This window comes from Streptomyces sp. NPDC048411, from assembly GCF_040704695.1.
Lineage (GTDB): Bacteria > Actinomycetota > Actinomycetes > Streptomycetales > Streptomycetaceae > Streptomyces.
Genome location: NZ_JBEZKL010000001.1, coordinates 32,572 through 53,340 on the forward strand (window position 1 = coordinate 32,572; position 20,769 = coordinate 53,340).

The following is a 20,769-nucleotide window of genomic DNA, read 5'->3' on the forward strand; positions in this document are numbered from 1 at the left end:
GTCAGCCCTCGATCTCCTTCGGGAGGTCCGTGTGCGGCTTCCGCGGCCGCTCCAGGGGCGGCAGCTCCGGGAGCCGGTCCCAGGGGATCTGGGCCTTGCGCAGGTCTTTCCTGACCCGATCGGCAAGCTTCTTCGTGTCGCGCCGGTTCATCATCGCGCCGATGGCGGCGCCGGCCAGGAACGGGATCAGGTTCGGCAGATCGCGCATCATCCGCTTCACGATCTGCTGGCGCAGCTCCCGCTTCATCCGGCCGCCGAGCGCCGCATCGATCGTCGCCGGATGGGTGACATCGATGCCGCGCTCCTCCGTCCACGACGTGAGGTACGCGGTGCTGCGCTGGGTGAGGCCGCCCGGCGGGCGCAGGCCGTAGACCTCGTGCAGTTCGGCCACGAGCTTCATCTCGATCGCGGCTACGCCGGTGATCTCCGCGGCCAGCTCGGCGAACATGGCGGGCGGTACGGGCAGCATGGCCGCCGCGCCGATACCGGCGCCCACGGTGGCAGTGCCCTTGCTCGCGCCCGCGACGAGCTTGTCGGCGAGCTCCTCGGGGCCGAGGCCCGGGAACTGCCTGCGCAGGGTGGCGAGGTCGCGCACAGGGACGCGGGGAGCGGTCTCGATGATCCGGTCGGCGATATGACCGATCGCCGCCCTGGCGCTCTCCCCGCCCTTGCGTACGCCCCGTTTGACTGATTGCAGACGGCCTGCCCCGGTCGCGGGCTCCGTCCTGCCGGTCCGCTCGGCCCCATCGGCCGTGCCGGCTGCTGGTATTGCTCGGCCCGTCTCCGCGGCAATGGCGGCTTCCACTGCTTCGAGCGAGGCCGAACGGCCTCGCTCGTCGTCAGAAACGCCCGCGGAGGGTGGCAGGGCGGACCGCTCGGCAAGGGCTGCTACGCCCTCTGCCGGGCCTGTACCGCCCTGATTCGCCTCCGACGGCTCCTTGCGTCGCAAGCGCCGCTTCCGGAACGGTGTGTCGCCTGCCACGTCCGACCGGACCTAGTCGCAGTCGCGGCAGATCGGCTGGCCGTTCTTCTCGCGGGCCAGCTGGCTGCGGTGGTGCACGAGGAAGCAGCTCATGCAGGTGAACTCGTCGGCCTGCTTGGGCAGGACCCTGACGGCGAGTTCCTCATTGGACAGGTCCGCTCCGGGGAGCTCCAGTCCTTCTGCCGCGTCGAACTCGTCGACGTCGACGGCGGACGCCGTCTTGTCGCTCCGACGGGCCTTGAGTTCCTCAAGGCTGTCCTGGTCGACGTCGTCATCGGTCTTGCGTGGGGTGTCGTAATCCGTTGCCATGTGTCGCTCTCCCCCTCTGGGTGTCTGCGGTGTCTCAGCGCACGTAACGCGTGAGAGGCCGGACTTGTGCCCGACCCGAGGCGGAGATTTTGCCTCACATCAAGGTCTGTTACTCAATCGACACCCGAGCGGACCTCTCTGGAGCGGTCGGCTTGGGTGGCGAAGGGGACCGTACACGGTCCGAATGCCGCGCTTCACGGGCGCCACCCCGTGTACTTCCCGTGATATCGACCCCCGAAAACCCCGACTTTTGCCGGATTTTGGTTGGGAGGCCTGGTCACGGAGCGTGGAACGCCCGAGATTCGCTCCTGTGATCGATCACACATGGATCCCTCGGGCGCGGGTCCCGAAAATTCCGCTCAAAGCGAACGAAGTAATCCCTGTACGTGTCGCTCGAACCAGCCTCTCAGACCGGCAGGGTGACGCGCATCACGAGACCACCACCCTCACGGGGTTCCGCGATGATACGGCCGCCGTGAGCACGCGCCACGGACCGCGCGATCGACAGGCCGAGCCCGACCCCCTTGTCGCTGCCCGTTCGCTCCGTACGAAGCCGCCTGAAGGGCTCGAAGAGGTTGTCGATCTCATACGCCGGCACCACGGGGCCGGTGTTCGAGACCACCAGCAGCGCCTGGCCGGGCTGCAGCTCGGTGGTGACTTCCACCCAGCCCTCCTCCCGGATGTTGTAGCGCACGGCGTTCTGTACGAGGTTCAGCGCGATCCGCTCCAGCAGGACACCGTTGCCCTGGACGACGGCGGGCACGATCTCCTCACGGATCTCCACGCCCTTCTGCTCGGCCTCGGCCCGGGTCTGGTCGAGCGCGCGCGTGGCGACCTCCGCGAGGTCGACCGGCTTGCGCTCGATGATCTGGTTGTCGCTGCGGGCGAGCAGCAGCAGCCCCTCGACCAGCTGCTCGCTGCGCTCATTGGTGGCCAGCAGGGTCTTGCCGAGCTGCTGGAGCTCCGGCGGAGCCTGCGGGTCGGAGAGGTGGACCTCCAGCAGGGTGCGGTTGATCGCGAGCGGGGTACGCAGCTCGTGCGAGGCGTTCCCGACGAACCGCTGCTGCGCGGTGAAGGCCCGCTCCAGCCGGTCGAGCATGTCGTCGAAGGTGTCGGCGAGCTCCTTGAGCTCGTCGTCGGGACCGTCCAGCTCGATCCGCCGGGACAGGTCCGTCCCGGCCACCTGGCGGGCAGTGCGGGTGATGCGGCCCAACGGGGAGAGCACCCGGCCCGCCATGGCGTAGCCGAAGGCGAAGGCGATGACGCTCAGACCGACGAGGGCCAGCAGCGAACGGTTCAGGAGGGTGTCGAGCGCCTGCTGGCGCTGATGGTTGACACACGAGTTCATGGCTGCGTTGACGGCAGCCGGTGACGACCCCTCTCCGGAGAGGTTGCACAGATCGCTGGAGACCTGGCCGCTGACGACCTTGAACGGCAGCTCACTGCCCACGTGCAGGGCCTGTGCGGCCAGCATGTAGATGATCGAAAGCAGCAGGATGCCGGCGATCAGGAACATCCCGCCGTACAGAAGCGTGAGCCGTATCCGGATGGTCGGGCGCAGCCAGGGGTACGGGGGCTCCAGCTGTTTGGGGTCCCAGGTGGGTTTCGGGGGCGCTGTCGGGGGCGCCGGGATGGTGGACACCAGGCCTCAGATCCGGTAACCGGAGCCGGGCACGGTGACGATGACCGGTGGCTCCCCGAGTTTGCGGCGCAGGGTCATGACCGTCACCCGGACCACATTGGTGAACGGGTCGGTGTTCTCGTCCCAGGCCTTCTCCAGCAGCTGCTCCGCGGAGACGACCGCGCCCTCGCTGCGCATCAGCACCTCCAGCACCGCGAACTCCTTCGGCGCGAGCTGGATCTCCTGCGCGTCGCGGAAGACCTCGCGGCGGTTGGGGTCCAGCTTGATACCGGCGCGCTCCAGGATGGGCGGCAGCGCGACCGTCGTGCGGCGCCCCAGGGCCCGTACCCGCGCGGTCAGCTCGCTGAAGGCGAACGGCTTGGGAAGGTAGTCGTCGGCGCCGAGCTCCAGGCCCTCCACCCGGTCGCTGACGTCCCCGGAGGCCGTGAGCATGAGCACCCGGGTCGGCATGCCCAGCTCGACGATCCGGCGGCAGACGTCGTCGCCGTGCACCAGGGGGAGGTCCCGGTCCAGCACCACGACGTCGTAGTCGTTGACCTCGATGCGCTCCAGGGCCGCCGCACCGTCGTATACGACGTCGACGGCCATGGCCTCCCGGCGCAATCCGGTGGCCACCGCATCGGCGAGCAGCTGCTCGTCCTCCACGACGAGTACACGCACGGCGCTTTCCTTCCTTAGAAACTTCAGAACGTTCGAATGAGCCCACGGACCGTGATCGGCCCGGCTCAGCAGCACTGTCTGTCCGGCACCATCCTGCCTGCAACGCGTATAAACCGGCGGTAAGGCGGCGCGGCACGACCTGCGGCTTCGGGGAATTCACCGGATTTCCGGGCCAGTTGAGGTTTCTCTGAGCCAGGGCCTGGGGAGGACGAATTCACACCCGCGATCACGCCATGCATGTGGCGCACCATGGCCGCTCCGTCCCCGGAGAGTGCGTGATCACCCGCCCTACCGCCCCTGGCGGAGGGAGACCCGGGCACACCCCCGTGCCACCGACCCACGATGAGGGGGCGCACCATGGACGCTTTCACCGCAGGTCTGCTGCAGCGAATCAAGACCACCGAGTCCGACCTCACCAGGGCCCGCGAGACGGGCGACGACTTCCTCGCGGATGTCGAGCAGGGAGAGCTGGACGACCTGCGCCGCCTCGCCGCCGAGCACGGTGTCGAAGTCGGCGCCACGGCCGTCTGATCAGTCGGCACAGGGCCCCCGGCATCCTCTATGGCGCCGGGGGCTCTGTGCTGTCGTGAACGCCCGCCACAGCGCGCCAGGCGCTTTGCGGCCGGGTGCGTCAGTCGTGCCAGGCGCCCAGATCCTCCAGGAGGATCTGCAGGGGCTCGAAGACGCCCGGTGACGCGGCCACGGTCAGGTCGCCGTCGGCGGCCAGTCCGGGCCGGCCGCCGGTGCGGGCGCCGGCCTCCCGGGCGATCAGGTCACCGGCGGCGAGGTCCCAGGGGTGGAGCCCGCGCTCGTAGTAGCCGTCCAGCCGGCCTGCGGCGACATCGCAGAGATCGACGGCGGCGGAGCCGCTGCGCCGGATGTCGCGGAGTTTCGGGATCAGCTGCTGGGCGACGTCAGCCTGGTGCGTACGGACGTCGGTGACGTAGTTGAAGCCGGTCGAGACCAGCGCCTGGTCGAGCGGCGGTGCGGGCCGGGTGCGCAGCGCGGTGCCGTCGCCGTAGGCGCCGCCCTTGGCGTACGCACCGCCGCCGAGGACCGCGTGGTACGTCTCACCGCGCATCGGGGCCTCCACCACGCCCACGACACGCTCGCCGTCCCGTTCCGCTGCGATGGAGACGGCCCAGGTCGGCTGACCGTAGAGGTAGTTCACCGTGCCGTCGAGCGGATCGATGACCCAGCGGATGCCGCTGCTGCCCGCGGAGCTGGCACCCTCCTCGCCGAGGAAGCCGTCCTGGGGGCGGAGCTCGGCGAGGAAGCCGGTGATCAGCTTCTCGGCGGCGATGTCCATCTCGGTGACGACGTCGATGGGGCTGGACTTGGTCGCGGCCACCCCGAGATCGGCGGGGCGGCCGTCGCGGAGCAGCGCACCGGCGCGCCGGGCGGCCTCCAGGGCGAGGCCGAGCAGTTCGGACAGGACGGGGTCGGCCACAGGGCTCACAGGGGTCACAGGGGTACAACGCTCCTAGGCGTAGGGACTGTCGGCGCCCGCCGCGGCGGGCTTGAGGGCACGGGCCGGGCAGCAGCCGACGGGGCAGAGATCGTGGCTCGGGCCGAGCGCCCCGAGCGCGCACCGCTCCACCGTGCGTCCCTGCTCGGTGGCGGCGCGCTCCAGGACCAGCTCGCGCACGGCCGCGGCGAACCGCGGGTCCGCACCGACCGTCGCGGACCGCCGCACCGGCAGACCGAGCTCGGCGGCCTTCGCGGTGGCCTCGGTGTCGAGGTCGTACAGGACCTCCATGTGGTCCGAGACGAAGCCGATGGGGGCCATCACCACAGCGGGCACGCCCGCCCCGTGGAGCGCCTCCAGGTGGTCGCAGATGTCGGGCTCCAGCCAGGGGGTGTGCGGGGCGCCGCTGCGCGACTGGTAGACGAGCTGCCAGGGATACGCGACACCGGTCTCCTCGCGCACCGCGTCGACGATCACCCGGGCGACGTCGAGATGCTCGGCGACATACGCGCCGCCGTCGCCGTGCGCCTCCTCGGGGCCTGAGGTGTCGGCGGCGGAGGTGGGGATGGAGTGTGTGGTGAAGGCGAGGTGTGCCCCGGCCCTGTCCTCTTCGGGAAGCTCGGCGAGCGACGTGAGGACACCCTCCACCATGGGCCGGACGAAGCCCGGATGGTTGAAGTAGTGCCGGAGCTTGTCCACGCGCGGCACCGGCAGCCCCTCGGCCTCCAGCACGGCCAGCGACTCGGCGAGGTTCTCGCGGTACTGGCGGCAGCCGGAGTACGACGCGTAGGCGCTGGTGGCGAGGACGGCGATGCGGCGGTGTCCGTCGGCAACCATCTCGCGCAGGGTGTCGGTGAGGTAGGGCGCCCAGTTGCGGTTGCCCCAGTACACCGGCAGATCGAGTCCGTGGTGCGCGAAGTCCTTGCGCAGGGCGTCCAGCAGGGCCCTGTTCTGGGCGTTGATCGGGCTGACGCCGCCGAACAGGAAGTAGTGCTTTCCGACCTCCTTCAGCCGCTCCTCGGGGATGCCGCGGCCGCGGGTCACGTTCGCCAGGAACGGGACCACGTCGTCCGGGCCCTCGGGTCCGCCGAAGGAGAGCAGCAGCAGGGCGTCGTAGGGGGCGGGAGCGCGCAGTTCGGACATGGGAACGATCCTGCCACCCGCCTGTGACAGCGCTCCAACCGACATCCATCGGCGTGCCCGTGACCCGGCAACCGCCCCGGCGCCGGACGCCGTGCGCCGCCCGTAGCGGCCTCCCCCGCGACAGGGAGTGGATCAGCGAGCGGCGTCATGCGGCTTCGATGGCAAGGCGGAGGACGGAGTCGACGCGGAGCGTCGGTGCCGACGACAACGCCGAAGGGGGCCCCTCCCTGCTCGAGCGAAGCCGAGCAGGGAGGGGGAGGAGTCGCAAGGCGTCGGGAGCCCACTCCCCGTCGCGGGGAGGCCGTAAGCTGTATCGGCCGCCTTCGCGCCTGACAAGCACCCCTGACACCCCGTGTGACCTCGCCGTACCGGAGCCCTCCTTGCCCAGTCCCTATCGCGCGATCTTCGCCGCCCCCGGCACCAAGCGGTTCTCGGCTGCCGGATTCCTCGGCCGGATGCCGCTGTCCATGATGGGCATCGGTGTGGTGACCATGGTTTCCCAGATCACCGGCCGTTACGGTCTCGCGGGCGCGCTCTCCGCAACGCTGGCGATGTCGGCGGCGGTGCTGGGACCGCAGGTCTCCCGGCTGGTCGACCGGCACGGGCAGCGCCGCATCCTGCGCCCCGTCGTCCTCGTCGCACTGGCGGCGGTGGCCGGGCTGCTGATCTGCGCGCAGCTGCGGCTGCCGGACTGGACCCTCTTCGTGTTCGCCGCCGGGGCCGGCTGCGTGCCCAGTGTGGGGTCGATGATCCGGGCCCGCTGGGCGGAGATCTACCGGGGCTCGCCGCAGCAGTTGCACACGGCGTACTCGTGGGAGTCGATCGTCGACGAGGTGTGCTTCATCTTCGGGCCGATCATCTCGATCGGTCTGTCCACTGCCTGGTTCCCGGAAGCGGGTCCACTGCTGGCTGCCGGGTTCCTGCTGGCCGGCGTCGTCTGGCTGACCGCCCAGCGCGCCACCGAGCCGGTCCCGCATCCGCGCGAGCAGCACACCGACGGCTCGGCGCTGCGCTCCCCCGGTCTCCAGGTGCTCGTGGGCACCTTCGTGGCGACCGGCGCGATCTTCGGCGCGGTCGATGTGGTGACCGTGGCCTTCGCCGAGGACCAGGGGCACAAGGCCGCGGCGAGCCTGGTGCTGGCCGTGTACGCGCTGGGGTCCTGCCTCGCCGGAGCCGTCTTCGGACTGCTCCGTCTCAAGGGGAGGGCGTCCACCAGGTGGCTGGTGGGGGTGTGCGCCATGGCCGTGAGTATGATCCCCCTCCAACTGGCCGGGAACCTGCCGTTCCTGGCCGTGGCGCTCTTTGTCGCGGGTCTCGCCATCGCACCGACGATGGTCACCACCATGGCCCTCGTCGAGCAGCACGTACCGCGCACCAAGCTGACCGAGGGCATGACCTGGACCAGTACCGGGCTCGCGGTCGGCGTGGCGCTCGGCTCCTCGGCCGCCGGCTGGGTCGTCGACGCGTCCGGGGCGAAGGCGGGGTACGCGGTGCCCATCGTGGCGGGAGCGCTCGCGGCCGCGGTGGCGTTCCTGGGGTATCGCCGGCTTGCCAAGCCGGTTCCTACGGGAAGGCGCGGGGAAGATGACCGACACCTACGCACGGACGACGACGAGCGCGTGGCGTAACTGGGCGGGGAATGTCACCGCGCGTCCGGCCCGGGCCGTCTCCCCCGCCTCCGTGGACGAGCTCGCCGAGGCGCTGCGCCGGGCGTCCGAGGACGGCCTGAAGGTGAAGCCGGTCGGCACCGGGCACTCCTTCACCGCGACCGCCGCCACCGACGGTCTGTTGATCCGCCCCGATCTGCTCACCGGCATCCGCGAGATCGACCGCACGGCGATGACGGTGACCGTCGAGGCCGGCACCCCGCTGAAGCGGCTCAACGTCGCGCTCGCCCGGGAGGGCCTGTCGCTCACCAACATGGGCGACATCATGGAGCAGACGGTCGCCGGGGCCACCTCGACCGGCACCCACGGCACCGGCCGCGACTCAGCATCCATATCCGCCCAGATCCGCGCCCTCGAACTGGTCACGGCGGACGGCACGGTGCTGACCTGCTCCGAGAAGGAGAACGCCGACATCTTCGCCGTCGCCCGGATCGGGCTCGGCGCACTCGGTGTCATCACCGCGATCACGTTCGCCGTGGAGCCGGTCTTCCTGTTGACGGCCCGCGAGGAGCCGATGGCCTTCGACAAGGTCACGGCCGACTTCGACGAACTGGTCGCCGAGAACGAGCACTTCGAGTTCTACTGGTTCCCGCACACCGGCAACTGCAACACCAAGCGCAACAACCGCAGCGCGGGCCCCGCCGCTCCGCCCGGAAAGGTCAGCGGCTGGATCGAGGACGAGCTCCTCTCCAACGGGATCTTCCAGGTGGCCTGTTCGCTCGGGCGGGCGGTCCCCGCCACCATCCCGTCGATCGCCAAGCTCTCCAGCCGTGCCCTGTCGGCCCGTACGTACACCGACATCCCGTACAAGGTCTTCACCAGCCCGCGCCGGGTCCGCTTCGTGGAGATGGAGTACGCCCTGCCGCGCAAGGCCGCGACGGAGGCGCTGCGCGAGGTCAGGGCGATGGTCGACCGCTTGCCGTTGCGGATCAGCTTCCCGGTGGAGGTCCGCACGGCCCCCGCGGACGACATCGCGCTCTCCACGGCCTCGGGCCGGGAGAGCGCGTACATCGCCGTCCATCTGTACAAGGGCACGCCCTACCAGGCGTACTTCACCGCGGTCGAGCGGATCATGACCGCGCACGGCGGCCGCCCGCACTGGGGCAAGGTCAACACCCGCGATGCGGAGTACCTGGCCGGGGTGTACCCACGGTTCGGCGAGTTCACCGCCGTGCGTGACCGGCTGGACCCGGACCGGCTCTTCGCCAACGACTATCTGCGCCGGGTCCTGGGCGACTGACCGCCGCGCCGGCCGGTCACCGGCCGGCGCCCGTGCCGGTCGTGGCCGGTGCCTCCTGCCCCGGTGCGACGCCCGCACCGGTGGGGTCCGGGGCGACGCTGCCGGAGTCGCCGGGCGCCGTCGGAGTGGGCGTGGGAGCCGGAGCCGTCGGGCCGCCGCCCGAGCTCGACGGTGTGGGCGCGGGCGTCGGCTCGGCCGTGGAGCGGTCGCCCTGGCCGGTGCCCGGACTCGGGCTCTGCCCGCTCTGCGAGTCCGCGCCCGGCGTCCCGCCGCTCTCCTGACCTGGCGTCCGCCCCTGACCCGGGTCCGTGCTGACGGACGGTGCCGGGTCTACGGGCTCCGAGCCCCGTTCCCCGCCCCGTACGACGGATCCCACGGTCGTTCCGTGACCACCGCTCAGATCGCCGCCGGAGACGAGCTCGTACGTGGTGATCCCGGCCATCGACACGGCGAAGACCGCAGCGGCCCCTACGGCCGACCGCTTCCAGCCGCGGATGCGGGTGCCGTGGGTGGTCGACGCGGAGAACTCCTCGTCCGGGACCGGGCCGTGCGGCACCGGCCGCCGGGCCCCGTCCCCGGGACGCGGCTCGAACAGCCGGGTCCCATCCGTGTCGGGAGACGTGAGCAGCTGGGTCCTGTCCGTGCCGAGGGGCCTCAGCGGCCGGGTCTCGTGATCGGCGAGCGGCTCCAGTATCTGCGTACGGTCCGGGTCGGCCGCGACCGTGCGCAGCACCGCCGTCGCGTCCGCGGATCCCTCGGGCGGTCGGCGAGCACCCCACGTCTCACGCTCCGCCACGTCGCGTGCCGCGGGCGCCTCCTGCGGATCAGCCGCTCCGTACGCGTCCCGCACCTCACGCGTCCCGCCCGCCCTGCGGGTCTCCCGGCCCGTGAGCTTCGCGTGGACCGTGACCTCGCGGATCTGCTCGCCGGTGCGACGGAAGAAGTGCTGGAAGACCGAGCCGCCGCAGGTGGCGACGATGCTCATCACTCCGGCGCCGAGAATCGTTCCGTACACCCCCAGTTGCGAGGCCGCCACTGCCGCCGCGACCGCCGCCACTGCGCTGCCGGCCACCTGCGGCAGGCTCAGATCGATACGCCTCTCTCTGGGTTCTGTGTCACTTTCCGGCTTCCGCACCATTTCCAGCCCTTGATTGACATCTCTCCCACCATGCAACAGGAAGGGACAATTGGGCGAAGTGAATAGTTCCGCTTCAGGTGATTCTGTGAAGCAGGACACGCGTCATGGGCATTTCGCGTCCAGTTGGGTAGTTGGACTCCCGCATCCGCCGAGAACTTCGGCGGCGCGCCGGTCCACCCACGTGGCCCGAATGGAGTACTGTGGCGAGCCCTGGGGCCGGACTCCCACGTGGGGTCCGGGACCTTCGGGGCGGGGCCGAAGGAGGCACTCGATCCGGCGGCGCCACGGCATCGCACGGAGGCCAGCTACGCGGGGTGACATTTGGTCACTCAGCGTTGCGCAAAGGTCACCGTGTCATACCGGCGATCCAGGGCTCACGCCCGACACGCCGGGCAACACGGCAATGTTGTGGCAGGCTGCACCCGGGCAGGCCACACTCGACTAGCGGAAGCAGCGACGCACGTGACGTCGGCAGGCACCACCCGGGAGGTCCCCATGCCCGAACTGCGTGTCGTGGCCGTCTCCAACGACGGCACACGACTGGTGCTCAAGGCTGCGGACAGCACGGAGTACACGCTTCCGATCGACGAGCGACTGCGCGCCGCCGTGCGCAACGATCGCGCGCGCCTCGGCCAGATCGAGATCGAGGTCGAGAGCCACCTCCGCCCCCGCGACATCCAGGCCCGGATACGAGCCGGTGCCTCCGCGGAGGAGGTCGCTCAGTTCGCCGGAATTCCGGTCGACCGTGTCCGCCGCTTCGAGGGCCCCGTGCTCGCGGAGCGCGCCTTCATGGCCGAGCGGGCCCGGAAGACTCCCGTGCGCCGTCCCGGCGAGAACACCGGCCCCCAGCTCGGCGAGGCGGTGCAGGAGCGCCTCCTGCTGCGCGGCGCCGACAAGGAAACCGTCCAGTGGGACTCCTGGCGTCGCGACGACGGCACCTGGGAGGTCCTGCTGGTGTACCGGGTGGCGGGCGAGCCGCACTCGGCGAGCTGGACCTACGACCCGCCGCGACGGCTGGTCCAGGCCGTGGACGACGAGGCGCGTTCGCTGATCGGCGAGACCGACGATGTCGCCGCGCCCGAGCCGAGCTTCCCGTTCGTGCCCCGGATCGCCCGGCTGCCGCGCGACCGGCCGCTGGACCGTGCGCTCGACCGTCAGATGGAGCGGCCCGCTCCGCCGCCTCCGCCCGAGCCGGAGGAGCACATCGTCGGAGTCTCGGCCGGTGAGCGTGACTCGCTGACCAGCCTGCTGGAGGCCGTGCCGAGCTTCCGTGGCGACATGGTGGTGCCGGAGCGGCCCGAGCCGCCGACGACCGAGCCCGCCGCTCAGGAGCCGGAGGCCGACGAGCCGCCGGCCGCGGCAGCCTCCGCGGGCGCCGGTTCCGCCTATGCGGATGTGCTGATGCCGCGCGCGGTGGCCGGCCACCGCGACCGGTTGACCGGGACGACCGACCGCCAGGCGGAGGCGGACGGTGTCCGTCCGGGCCGGCGGGCCGCGGTGCCGAGCTGGGACGAGATCGTCTTCGGCACCCGCCGCAAGAAGCAGGACTGACCCGGGTGACCGTGGCATGACGAGGGCCCGTACGCCGCTGCGTACGGGCCCTCGTGCGGTCTGCCTCCGAAACCGGTCACCGCAGTTCCGGATGGCGCCGCTACTGGGGGTCGGGGCCTGTGGCCACCGGCCGGGACTCGTCGGCGGACCACTCGGACCAGGAGCCCGCGTACAGCGCGGCGGGGATACCCGCGACGGCCAGGGCCAGCACCTCGTGCGCGCCGGAGACCCCGGAGCCGCAGTAGACGCCGACCGCCGGCGCGCCGTCCGTGCCGAGCTCCTTGAAGCGGGCGGACAACTCATGCGCGGGCAGGAACCGCCCGTCACCACCCGTGTTCTCGGACGTCGGGGCCGAGACCGCACCGGGGATGTGGCCGCCGACCCGGTCGATCGGCTCCACGTCGCCGCGGTAGCGCTCCGCCGCCCGCGCGTCGAGCAGCAGTCCGGAGCGGGCCAGCGCCGCCGCGCCGTCCGCGTCCAGCAGGGGCAGCGCACCCGGTTCGGGCCTGAAGTCGCCCTCGGCAGGGGTGGGCGACTCAGTGGAGAGCTCGCCGCCCCAGGCTGCGAGACCGCCGTCCAGCACGCGGACGTCGGGGTGGCCCGTCCAACGCAGCAGCCACCATGCGCGTGCCGCGGCCCAGCCCTGACCGCCGTCGTACACCACGACCGGAGTGTCGCGAGAGACCCCGGCGCGGCGCATCACGGCGCCGAATTCCTCGGGGTCGGGCAGTGGATGACGGCCGCCGCTGCCTGCCGGACCGGCGAGTTCCGCGTCCAGATCGACAAAGACCGCACCAGGGATGTGCCCGGCCTCGTAGTCGGGACGGCCATGCGGTCCACCGAGCTGCCAACGCACGTCCAGGAGCACCGGCGGACGTGGCCCCGCCGACTCGCTCGCACATTCGAATGCGGAGATGATGGGCTTCATGGGTGCCATCCTCGCGCAGAAGCCCGCCCACTTGTAACAACATCGAAACGGGCGTACCGCATCAAACCGGACTTCCTCCGTCGAGATCCGGGAACATGCGGCGCGGCCGGGGCGCATCGCGCGCCGGGTGGTGCAAGCATCTGCACGGGGCGCACACCTCCCGCACCGCCGGTCGGCGCGTCGGCCCCGTTCCCCCCGTACGGCCACCACGATGGTCCGAGGAGAGAGTGACGATGACCGAGGCTGCCGTTCGGCGCACACCCGGAACACCTTGCTGGGTGAGTCTGATCGTGCACGGCCTGTCCACGACCCAGAAGTTCTACGCCGAGCTGTTCGGCTGGGAGTTCGGGCCCGGCCCGCAGCAACTGGGCCCGTACGTGCGGGCGCTGATCGACGGGAAGGAGGTCGCGGGCATCGGGCAGCTGCCGCCGGAACGGCACCTGCCGGTCGCCTGGACGACCTATCTGGCCACCGACGACGCCGACGTCACGGCGGAGACCATCCGCTCCTGCGGCGGCACCGTCGCCGTGGGGCCGCTGGACGCCGGTGAGGCCGGCCGGCTCGCCGTCGCCTCCGACCCGAGCGGCGCGGTCTTCGGGATCTGGCGGGCCGCCGCGCATCTCGGTACGGCGCTGGCGCGGGTTCCCGGCACCCCGGTCTGGAACGAGCTGGTGACCCGCGAGACCTCGACGGTCGCCAAGTTCTACCAGACGGTCTTCGGCTACGAAGCAGAGGCGGTGGTCTCGGCCGACTTCGACTACCAGACCCTGCACCTGAACGGCCGCCCGGTGGCCTCGCTGCACGGCGTCGGCCGCGCCCTGCCGCGCGACCGGGGCCCGCACTGGATGACGTACTTCGAGGTCGCCGACACCGACGAGGCTGCCGCACGGGTGGTGGATCTCGGCGGGCATGTGCTGCAGCCCCCGCGGGACGGGGCGAGCGGGCGCGTAGCGACGGTCGCGGACCCGGAGGGCGCCGCCTTCACGATCGTACGGTCCGAGGAACGATGATCCCTCACGCCGTGGGCGGCCGCGTCCGCCGCGCCGCCTGAGAGCCTGTCGGGTGACCTTCGATCGGAGAGCGGACGCGGCGTGGTGCGTGCGATTCCAAGGCGCCGGGATGGCCTCATAGCGGAGCTACTAGGGCATTTCGGCAACGCCGGAAGCGTGCCTGCCACGCCGTGGCCGCCCGATCAGAGGTCGCCCGACAGGCTCTGAGCCCCTTGCGTTCGCGCGGGCCCGCTACCGGTCCTCACCGGCGAGCACCGGTTCGATGCGGAGCAGGACGTCCGGCCACCCGTCGCCCATGCCGTGGAACGCCGCTTTGCCCAGGGGCGAGTCGACGTCGAACCCGGCATGTTCCAGAAACAGCCGGGTGCCCGTCCCCTCGGGGTGAAGCCGCCAGGTGACGGTGGTGTTCAGCGAGCCAGGGGCGAAGCTGTAGCGCAGAAGACGCTCAGGCTCGACTGCGAGCACCTCGCACGCCTGCCGACCCCAGGGACCCATGTCCAGGGTGAAGCGGTGCCCCACAACAGGCCGCACATCACCGGCGGCCCACCACCGCGCGTGCAGTTCGGGATCGGTCAGCGCCCGCCAGACCGCCGCCGGCGCATGGGCGATGAACTGGTCAGCATGAATGACGGCGGGGTCTGCGCTGGTCATCGGTTCTCCTCGTCGATCAGATCGCTCAGCGCGCCCATCCGGGCCCGCCAGTAGCGTTCGAAGGGATGCAGCCACTCGACCGCCTCGGCCAGTGGGCCTGCTTCCAGGTGGTAGTAGCGGTACCGTCCGCGCGGCTCCTCACGCACCAGCCCCGCACCTCTGAGCACCGCCAAGTGCTCGGAGACCGCAGGCCTGCTCAGTTCGAACGCGCCGGCGAGATCGCCGGCCGCGCGCGGGCCGCCACGGAGAGCCTCCAGGAGTGTGCGCCGCACCGGGTTGGCCAGAGCGCCGAAAACATCTGCTTCCGCCATGCCCGTCATCATGCGTCGGAAAATTCCGACACGTCAAGCGCGCGGAGACGAGATGTGGAAGGAGAGGCTCCGCGGGTCCGGCGGCTCAGCCGGACGTCACCGGAAGCACGTCCGGCGACAGGACACCCGCGCGGGCCGTCGCACTGGTCATCCTGCGCTGGTGGTGGCGCCTGCACAGCACCTCGTAACCGACCTCGTCCGTCTGCTGGTTGACGTCCCCCACCACGACCTGGGCGCCTTCGACGACCATCTCGCCGCCCACCGTGCGGGCGTTGTGCGTCGCCCGTGCACCGCACCAGCAGAGCGCTTCGACCTGAAGGGTCTCGACCCGGTCGGCCAGTTCCATGAGGCGCTGGGACCCGGGGAACAGCTTCGTCCGAAAATCGGTGGTGATACCGAACGCGAAGACGTCCAGGCCGAGGTCGTCGACGATCCGGGCGAGCTGGTCGATCTGTACGGGAGCGAGGAACTGTGCCTCGTCCACGATCACGTAATCCGCCCGGCCGCCACGGGTGACGTGGTCGACGAGATGGGCGTACACATCCATGCCCTCGTCGGCCTCGACGGCCTCCGTGACGAGCCCCAGCCGTGAGGAGAGCTTGCCCTCGCCCGCCCGGTCGTCACGGGTGAAGATGACGCCCTGCAGCCCGCGGGCCGACCGGTTGTGCCCGATCTGCAGCGCCAGCGTGCTCTTTCCGCAGTCCATCGTTCCGGAGAAGAACACAAGCTCGGACATGAGGGGGTGAACACCTTTCGGTTCAGCAAGGGCAGGAGAGGGAGAAAAACGGGTTACGAGCGTACTTCGAGGAGAGGGACGAGCTGCTCGACGGGGGTCATCGAGCCGTGCATGCCCACCATCGCCGATTCGTGCGGCTCCTGGACGGACGCGGTGACCACCACGTCGTCGCGGGCGGCCGCCACCACGTCTCCGACCCTGCCGTACACCCGCTCGTCGACCTTCGGGCCGAACCAGCCGGCCGCGATCGCCTCGTCCCGGCTCGCCACCCAGAACTGCTCGCCGAGCACTTCCTGCCAGACAGTCAGCACATCGGCCTCGGCGCCGGGTACGGCGTACACATGGCGGGCCCGGCCCTCGCCGCCGAGCAGGGCGACGCCCGCGCGCAGCTCCCAGTCCTCGTCGAAATCGATCCGGGACTGTTCGTCGAAGGGGATGTCGATCATGCCGTGGTCGGCGGTGATGTACAACGCCGAGCGGGGCGGGAGCTGCTCGGCGAGGCGCTGCACGAGACCGTCCACGTACATCAGCTGGCCGCGCCAGGCGTCGGAGTCGACGCCGAAGCGGTGCCCCTTGCCGTCGATCTCGCTGTAGTACGTGTAGACGAGCGACCGGTCACCGGCGGCGAGCCGGTCCGCGGCCAGGTCCATCCGGTCCTCGCCGGAGAGCCTGCCGTGGAACGTGCCACCGCTCAGCGCGACCTCGGTGAGCGGGGTGTGCTGGAAGGTCGGGGCGGAGACCTGCGCGGTCGCTACACCGGCCTCGTCGGCGAGCCGGAAGACGGTGGGATACGGCTGCCAGACCGCCGGCGAGGTCCAGGGCTTCCAGCGGAGCTGGTTCATCAGCTCGCCGGTCTCCGGATTGCGGACGGTGTAGCCGGGAAGGCCGTGTGCGCCGGGCGGCAGCCCCGTACCGACCGAGGCGAGCGAAGTCGCGGTGGTGGCCGGGAAGCCCGCCGTGATGGGACGGCCCGTGCCCCCGCGAGAGGTGGGGAGCAGCGAGTGCAGATACGGCGCCTCGTCCGGATGGGCCTTGATCTGCTCCCAGCCGAGTCCGTCGATCAGGAAGACGCAGTTCCGGTCGGCGGGGGTGAGCTCCGGTATCGCCGCCGTGAAGCCGGGCACGCCCTGTCCGGCGACGAGCGTCGGCAGCAGATCGGCGAGCGAACCGCTGCCGTACGCGGGGACGGGAGCGGTGTCGAGAGGGAGCGGAACGGGGTCCTGCCAGGCCGGCTGGGCCATCAGCGGCCGGTAGCCGCGGTCGCGGCCGTCGCCTCGGAGAGGGACTGGGCGAAGGCAAGGGTCTGCCGCACCGTGTCCGGGCCGTCACCGGCCTCGCTGACGCGCAGGCTCAGGTCGTCGGCGGTGGAGCTGCCGGTGTAGCCGTGGTCCGCCTCGCAGTTGGGGTCGCCGCAGGCGGCGGGCTCCAGGTCGATGCGGGAGACCGCGCCCCAGCCGATGGTCAGGACGACCTCGCGGGGCAGTGTGCCCGGGACGTACTTCTCCGGGTCGGCCACGACGCGACTGACCACCACCGACGAGATCCGGTCCAGCTTGACGGACTCGGTGGAGGTGGTGGCGTACGGCGACGGGGAACTGGTGTCCGCGTTCTGCTCGTCGGTGTGGCTGACGATGAAACGGTTGTCCGTCAGGACCAGGACCGTGACGTGCCTGCGCACCTCGTTGGAGTCGAAGGTCGTCTCCTGGTGCACCAGGTACGAAGCGACCGGCTCACCCCCGACGGCGGCCTCCACCGCCTCGGCCACAAGGGCCGGGTAGTAGCCGCTGCGCTCGATCGCCGCGCGCAGCCCCTGGGTCGTCGTACCGGTCTTCGCCATACGGACCATCCTACGGGGGGTGGATGACTGCCGGGGACGCTGTGGACAGGGCCTGCGGCGGATTGTCGGTGGATTCAGTAGTTGGGCAGGCGACGGGGGCCGAGGTCGGTACGGGCCGGTGGCGGCGACAGCCGGACGGTCGCGCCGAGGACGGTCAGCCCCTGCGTGGCGACCACGACCGGTTCCAGTGCGACGGAGACCACCTCGGGGTGATCGTCGACGAGCCGGGACACCCTCAGCAGCAGTTCCTCGAGCGCCGCGGTGTCGACGGGCGCCGAGCCCCGCCAGCCGAAGAGGACCGGGGCCGCCCGGATGGACCGGATCAGTTCGGCGGCGTCGCGGTCGGTGGCAGGCACGAGGCGGTGGGCGGTGTCCCCGAGGAGTTCGGAGGGCGCGCCCGCGAGACCGAAGGAGAGGACGGCGCCCGCCGCCGGGTCGATCGTGGCCCGCACGACGGTGTCCACGCCGCGCGGTGCCATGGACTGGACGACCGGCTGCAGCTCGGTGGGCTTGCCGAGCAGGTCGGTCAGCTCTCCGTACGCCCGGCGCAGTGCGGTCTCGTTGGCAAGGTCGAGCCGGACGCCGCCGAGGTCGGCACGGTGGCGCAGATGAGGCGCGGTGGTCTTGAGCGCCACCGGAAACCCGAGCCGGGCAGCCGCGGCAACGGCGGCGTCCGGGCCGGGGGCGGGGAGCGTCGGCCGTACGGGGATGCCGTAGCGGCCCAGGAGTTCGCGCGCCTCGTCGTGGCTGAGCTGACGGCCCCGGGGATCGGGGTCGGGCCCGAGGAGTGCGTCGATACGTTCGGCGGCGCCTGCCTCGTCGATGGTGTCCTCAAGGAACTCGGGCACCTTGCCGGGCACCGCGGCCTGCCGTCGCCACTGCGCGTACTTCACCACCTCGGCGAGGGCACGGACGGCACGCTCGGCGGCGGGGTAGGCGGGGATCCGGCCGGTGGAGGGAGCAGACGGCGTGGGGGCACCGGAGCCGGGGGCGTTCGGCTGGGCCGGGGGATCCGGCGGAGCTGAGCCGGCTGGGGCGCCGGTGATGCTCGGCGTGGCTGAAGCGCCTGTGGGGCTCGTGACGCGCGGGGTGCCCTTGCCGACCGCCGCGGCCGAAGCACCCGGGGCAGCCGTCGCGGCCGCCCGCGGCGCCGCGACCGTGCTGCTGGCGGCCGCGAGCGCCTCCGCCAGGCCGCCGATCTCCACGTGGACCACGGCCACCGGCTTGGCCGGCCCCGTGGCCGCCGCCGCGCGCAGCGCGGCGGCCAGGACCTCGCCGTCACCTGTTTCCGCCTGGCCGTTCTCGCCGACCCACGGGATCGCTGTCACGATCACCGCGTCGCAGCTCCGGTCGGCGAGTGCCTCCGCCAGCGCATCCCGGAAGTCCTGCGGGGTGGCCGCGGTGGTGAGGTCGCGGGGCGGGCGCGGGCGCAGCCCCTCGGCCAGGCAGGCGTCGTACGTGAGGAGGCCCAGGGACTCGGAGTTGCCGAGGATCGCGACCCGGGGACCCGCCGGGAGGGGCTGGTCGGCGAGGAGCAGGCCCGCGTCGACCATCTCCGTCACCGTGTCGACGCGGATCACGCCCGCCTGCCGCATGAGCGCGGAGACGGTCGCGTCCGGGATCCGGCTGATCGGCACCGCATGACCGGGCGGGGTGCTGCCGCTGTGCCGGGCTCCCTTCACCACGACGACCGGCTTCACCGCCGCGGTGCGCCGCGCGAGGCGGGTGAACTTCCGCGGATTGCCGAGGGATTCGAGGTAGAGCAGGGCGACGTCGGTGTCCGGGTCCTCGTACCAGTACTGGAGGAAGTCGTTGCCCGAGATGTCGGCGCGGTTGCCCGCGGAGATGAACGTCGACAGACCCGCGCCGCGCCGGTAGAGCCCGGAGAGCAGGGCGATGCCGATCGCGCCCGACTGCGTGAACAGACCGATGCGCCCCGGGGCGGGCGGCTCGGGGGCGAGGGAGGCGTTCAGCCGTACGGCGCCCGCGTTGTTGATGATCCCGAAGGCGTTCGGGCCGATGATGCGCATGCCGTACGAGCGGGCCTGGCGGACCAGTTCGCGCTGTCTTTCCCTGCCTTCGGCACCCCATTCGGCATATCCGGCGGAGAGGACCACGAGGCCCTGGACGCCTTGTTCGCCGCAGTCGGCGACGGCCTCCGGGACCCGGTCCGCGGGCACGGCGACGACCGCGAGGTCCACCGGTTCACCGATCTCGCCGATGGAGCGGTGCGCGGGGACGCCGTCGATCGTTCCCTGGTCTGCGGCGAACGAGCTGTTCACGGCGTACGCACGGCCGGTGAAGCCCGCGCCGAGGAGGTTGCGCAGAACCGTGCGGCCGACCCCGCCGGGGTTACGCCCCGTGCCAATGACGGCGACCGAACCCGGTGCGAGCAGCCGCTGCACCGACCGCGCCTCCGCCCGCTGCTCACGGGCGCGCTGGACGGCGAGGGACTCGGCGGTCGGTTCGAGGTCGAGGGTGAGATGGACGGCGCCTTCCTCGAAGCTGCGCTGCTGGGTGTACCCGGCGTCACGGAACACCTTGATCATCTTGGTGTTGGCGGGCAGCACCTCGGCGGCGAAGCGCCGGATGCCGCGCTCACGCGCCACTGCGGCAATGTGCTCGAGGAGCGCCGATGCCACGCCACGGCCCTGGTGCGCGTCCTGGACGAGAAAGGCGACCTCTGCCTCGTCGGCGGGGACGGAGGCCGGCCGGCCGTTCGCGTCGATCCGGTCGTAGCGGACGGTGGCGATGAACTCACCGCCGACCGTGGCGGCGAGCCCCACCCGGTCGACGTAGTCGTGATGGGTGAAGCGGTGGACGTCCTTGGCGGACAGACGGGGGTAAGGAGCGAAGAACCGGTAGTACTTCGACTCGTCGGAGACCTGCTCGTAGAAGCTGACCAGGCGCTCGGCATCGTCCGTGGTGATGGGCCTGATACGGGCCGTACCGCCGTCGCGGAGCACCACATCCGCTTCCCAGTGGTCGGGGTACGCGTGGTGCGGACTCTGCTCCGGCGTGGGCTGCATGGGCAAAGCCTACGGCGCGATCAGCGGTCGCGTAGGGCCCGGGGCCGAGGCAGTCTGAGAGCTCCGACCGGCCGTGCTGCACGGGCCGGGGCGCGCGTCGGCGGGAGACAGCGCACTGCGTGAGAGTCTGGTCTAGACAACCATTGATTTGTGAAGGGCAGAACCATGGCTGAGCGTCGCGTCAATGTCGGTTGGGCCGAGGGCCTGCACGCCCGCCCTGCTTCCATCTTCGTTCGTGCGGCCACGGCGTCCGGCATCCCCGTGACGATCGCCAAGTCCGACGGCCCCCCGGTGAACGCCGCCTCCATCCTCGCGGTGCTCGGCCTCGGCGCGCACGGCGGCGAGGAGATCGTGATCGCCTCCGAGGCGGACGACGCGGAGGCCGCGCTCGACCGGCTGGCGAAGCTGGTCACCGAGGGGCTCGAGGAGCTCCCCGAGACCGTCTGATTCCAGGGTTCCGATCAGGG

At 71.3% G+C, this 20,769-nt stretch carries 20 protein-coding genes; 6 read left to right on the forward strand and 14 right to left on the reverse strand.

Annotated elements, in window-relative coordinates:
• Position 1 precedes the first annotated feature (1 nt).
• The 4 genes from AB0915_RS00160 to AB0915_RS00175 all read right to left on the reverse strand — a co-directional run bounded on the left by AB0915_RS00160 (position 2) and on the right by AB0915_RS00175 (position 3,593).
• The gene (locus AB0915_RS00160; protein ID WP_366688911.1) at positions 2-982 is read right to left on the reverse strand and encodes a hypothetical protein; all 981 of its coding nucleotides are present in this window, start codon (positions 980-982) and stop codon (positions 2-4) included.
• Positions 983-994: 12 nt separating this feature from the next.
• Positions 995-1,291 (reverse strand): DUF4193 domain-containing protein, encoded by a 297-nt coding sequence (locus AB0915_RS00165; RefSeq protein ID WP_003965732.1) that lies wholly within the window; start codon positions 1,289-1,291, stop codon positions 995-997.
• Between the two features lie 406 nt (positions 1,292-1,697).
• Complete coding sequence (locus AB0915_RS00170; RefSeq protein ID WP_366688912.1) at positions 1,698-2,933, reverse strand: ATP-binding protein; 1,236 nt, start codon at positions 2,931-2,933, stop codon at positions 1,698-1,700.
• Positions 2,934-2,939: 6 nt separating this feature from the next.
• Positions 2,940-3,593 carry a response regulator transcription factor gene (locus tag AB0915_RS00175; protein WP_358860390.1) on the reverse strand — a complete coding sequence of 218 codons (654 nt, stop codon included), beginning with the start codon at positions 3,591-3,593 and terminating at the stop codon, positions 2,940-2,942.
• A gap of 357 nt (positions 3,594-3,950) precedes the next feature.
• Between AB0915_RS00175 and AB0915_RS00180 the strand changes: the two genes are divergently transcribed.
• Positions 3,951-4,124 carry a hypothetical protein gene (locus tag AB0915_RS00180; protein WP_366688913.1) on the forward strand — a complete coding sequence of 58 codons (174 nt, stop codon included), beginning with the start codon at positions 3,951-3,953 and terminating at the stop codon, positions 4,122-4,124.
• A gap of 100 nt (positions 4,125-4,224) precedes the next feature.
• On the opposite strand, the gene AB0915_RS00185 is transcribed toward AB0915_RS00180, so the two are convergent.
• Both AB0915_RS00185 and AB0915_RS00190 read right to left on the reverse strand, forming a co-directional pair.
• A complete protein-coding gene (locus AB0915_RS00185; protein ID WP_366689010.1) occupies positions 4,225-5,043 on the reverse strand; it encodes an inositol monophosphatase family protein in 819 nt (272 codons plus the stop codon).
• Between the two features lie 33 nt (positions 5,044-5,076).
• Positions 5,077-6,204, reverse strand: coding sequence for a ferrochelatase (locus AB0915_RS00190; RefSeq protein ID WP_366688914.1), 1,128 nt, complete (start codon positions 6,202-6,204; stop codon positions 5,077-5,079).
• 380 nt (positions 6,205-6,584) lie between these two features.
• On the opposite strand from AB0915_RS00190, the gene AB0915_RS00195 reads away from it, so the two are divergent.
• Both AB0915_RS00195 and AB0915_RS00200 read left to right on the forward strand, forming a co-directional pair.
• Positions 6,585-7,832, forward strand: coding sequence for an MFS transporter (locus AB0915_RS00195; protein ID WP_366688915.1), 1,248 nt, complete (start codon positions 6,585-6,587; stop codon positions 7,830-7,832).
• Positions 7,789-9,111 (forward strand): D-arabinono-1,4-lactone oxidase, encoded by a 1,323-nt coding sequence (locus AB0915_RS00200; protein WP_366688916.1) that lies wholly within the window; start codon positions 7,789-7,791, stop codon positions 9,109-9,111. The genes AB0915_RS00195 and AB0915_RS00200 overlap by 44 nt, the downstream gene beginning before the upstream one ends.
• Positions 9,112-9,127: 16 nt before the next feature.
• Here AB0915_RS00200 and AB0915_RS00205 read toward each other — a convergent pair whose 3' ends face one another.
• Complete coding sequence (locus AB0915_RS00205) at positions 9,128-10,249, reverse strand: hypothetical protein (RefSeq protein WP_366688917.1); 1,122 nt, start codon at positions 10,247-10,249, stop codon at positions 9,128-9,130.
• 495 nt (positions 10,250-10,744) lie between these two features.
• Between AB0915_RS00205 and sepH the strand changes: the two genes are divergently transcribed.
• On the forward strand, positions 10,745-11,800 hold the full coding sequence (gene sepH / locus AB0915_RS00210) for a septation protein SepH (protein WP_366688918.1): 1,056 nt from the start codon (positions 10,745-10,747) through the stop codon (positions 11,798-11,800).
• Positions 11,801-11,900: 100 nt separating this feature from the next.
• On the opposite strand, the gene AB0915_RS00215 is transcribed toward sepH, so the two are convergent.
• A complete protein-coding gene (locus AB0915_RS00215; RefSeq protein WP_366688919.1) occupies positions 11,901-12,728 on the reverse strand; it encodes a sulfurtransferase in 828 nt (275 codons plus the stop codon).
• Positions 12,729-12,961: 233 nt separating this feature from the next.
• Between AB0915_RS00215 and AB0915_RS00220 the strand changes: the two genes are divergently transcribed.
• Positions 12,962-13,738: a VOC family protein gene (locus AB0915_RS00220; RefSeq protein WP_366688920.1), complete on the forward strand. Its 777-nt coding sequence runs from the start codon at positions 12,962-12,964 to the stop codon at positions 13,736-13,738.
• A gap of 231 nt (positions 13,739-13,969) precedes the next feature.
• Here the strand turns inward: AB0915_RS00220 and AB0915_RS00225 are convergent, their stop codons facing one another.
• The 6 genes from AB0915_RS00225 to AB0915_RS00250 form a co-directional block, all read right to left on the reverse strand.
• Positions 13,970-14,389, reverse strand: a complete 420-nt coding sequence (locus tag AB0915_RS00225) for an SRPBCC domain-containing protein (RefSeq protein WP_366688921.1) — start codon at positions 14,387-14,389, stop codon at positions 13,970-13,972.
• Complete coding sequence (locus AB0915_RS00230; RefSeq protein WP_366689011.1) at positions 14,386-14,709, reverse strand: metalloregulator ArsR/SmtB family transcription factor; 324 nt, start codon at positions 14,707-14,709, stop codon at positions 14,386-14,388. The genes AB0915_RS00225 and AB0915_RS00230 overlap by 4 nt, the downstream gene beginning before the upstream one ends.
• Before the next feature lie 76 nt (positions 14,710-14,785).
• Positions 14,786-15,436, reverse strand: coding sequence for a thymidine kinase (locus AB0915_RS00235; protein ID WP_366688922.1), 651 nt, complete (start codon positions 15,434-15,436; stop codon positions 14,786-14,788).
• 53 nt (positions 15,437-15,489) lie between these two features.
• A complete protein-coding gene (locus AB0915_RS00240; RefSeq protein ID WP_366688923.1) occupies positions 15,490-16,677 on the reverse strand; it encodes a nucleotide pyrophosphatase/phosphodiesterase family protein in 1,188 nt (395 codons plus the stop codon).
• Positions 16,677-17,273, reverse strand: coding sequence for a DUF5998 family protein (locus AB0915_RS00245; protein WP_037701269.1), 597 nt, complete (start codon positions 17,271-17,273; stop codon positions 16,677-16,679). The genes AB0915_RS00240 and AB0915_RS00245 overlap by 1 nt, the downstream gene beginning before the upstream one ends.
• A gap of 74 nt (positions 17,274-17,347) precedes the next feature.
• Positions 17,348-20,302 (reverse strand): GNAT family N-acetyltransferase, encoded by a 2,955-nt coding sequence (locus AB0915_RS00250; protein WP_366688924.1) that lies wholly within the window; start codon positions 20,300-20,302, stop codon positions 17,348-17,350.
• Between the two features lie 165 nt (positions 20,303-20,467).
• Here AB0915_RS00250 and AB0915_RS00255 point away from each other — a divergent pair, with 165 nt between their 5' ends.
• Positions 20,468-20,749: an HPr family phosphocarrier protein gene (locus AB0915_RS00255; protein WP_366688925.1), complete on the forward strand. Its 282-nt coding sequence runs from the start codon at positions 20,468-20,470 to the stop codon at positions 20,747-20,749.
• Positions 20,750-20,769 lie beyond the last annotated feature (20 nt).

Excerpts from the sequence above, each read along its gene's own strand:
- AB0915_RS00220 (WP_366688920.1), top strand. The coding sequence starts at position 12,962 with ATGACCGAGGCTGCCGTTCGGCGCACACCCGGAACACCTTGCTGGGTG.
- AB0915_RS00215 (WP_366688919.1), bottom strand. The coding sequence starts at position 12,728 with ATGAAGCCCATCATCTCCGCATTCGAATGTGCGAGCGAGTCGGCGGGG.
- AB0915_RS00235 (WP_366688922.1), bottom strand. The coding sequence starts at position 15,436 with ATGTCCGAGCTTGTGTTCTTCTCCGGAACGATGGACTGCGGAAAGAGC.
- sepH (WP_366688918.1), top strand. The coding sequence starts at position 10,745 with ATGCCCGAACTGCGTGTCGTGGCCGTCTCCAACGACGGCACACGACTG.
- AB0915_RS00245 (WP_037701269.1), bottom strand. The coding sequence starts at position 17,273 with ATGGCGAAGACCGGTACGACGACCCAGGGGCTGCGCGCGGCGATCGAG.
- AB0915_RS00230 (WP_366689011.1), bottom strand. The coding sequence starts at position 14,709 with ATGACGGGCATGGCGGAAGCAGATGTTTTCGGCGCTCTGGCCAACCCG.
- AB0915_RS00250 (WP_366688924.1), bottom strand. The coding sequence starts at position 20,302 with ATGCAGCCCACGCCGGAGCAGAGTCCGCACCACGCGTACCCCGACCAC.
- AB0915_RS00255 (WP_366688925.1), top strand. The coding sequence starts at position 20,468 with ATGGCTGAGCGTCGCGTCAATGTCGGTTGGGCCGAGGGCCTGCACGCC.
- AB0915_RS00190 (WP_366688914.1), bottom strand. The coding sequence starts at position 6,204 with ATGTCCGAACTGCGCGCTCCCGCCCCCTACGACGCCCTGCTGCTGCTC.
- AB0915_RS00240 (WP_366688923.1), bottom strand. The coding sequence starts at position 16,677 with ATGGCCCAGCCGGCCTGGCAGGACCCCGTTCCGCTCCCTCTCGACACC.
- AB0915_RS00200 (WP_366688916.1), top strand. The coding sequence starts at position 7,789 with ATGACCGACACCTACGCACGGACGACGACGAGCGCGTGGCGTAACTGG.
- AB0915_RS00180 (WP_366688913.1), top strand. The coding sequence starts at position 3,951 with ATGGACGCTTTCACCGCAGGTCTGCTGCAGCGAATCAAGACCACCGAG.
- AB0915_RS00165 (WP_003965732.1), bottom strand. The coding sequence starts at position 1,291 with ATGGCAACGGATTACGACACCCCACGCAAGACCGATGACGACGTCGAC.
- AB0915_RS00225 (WP_366688921.1), bottom strand. The coding sequence starts at position 14,389 with ATGACCAGCGCAGACCCCGCCGTCATTCATGCTGACCAGTTCATCGCC.
- AB0915_RS00205 (WP_366688917.1), bottom strand. The coding sequence starts at position 10,249 with ATGGTGCGGAAGCCGGAAAGTGACACAGAACCCAGAGAGAGGCGTATC.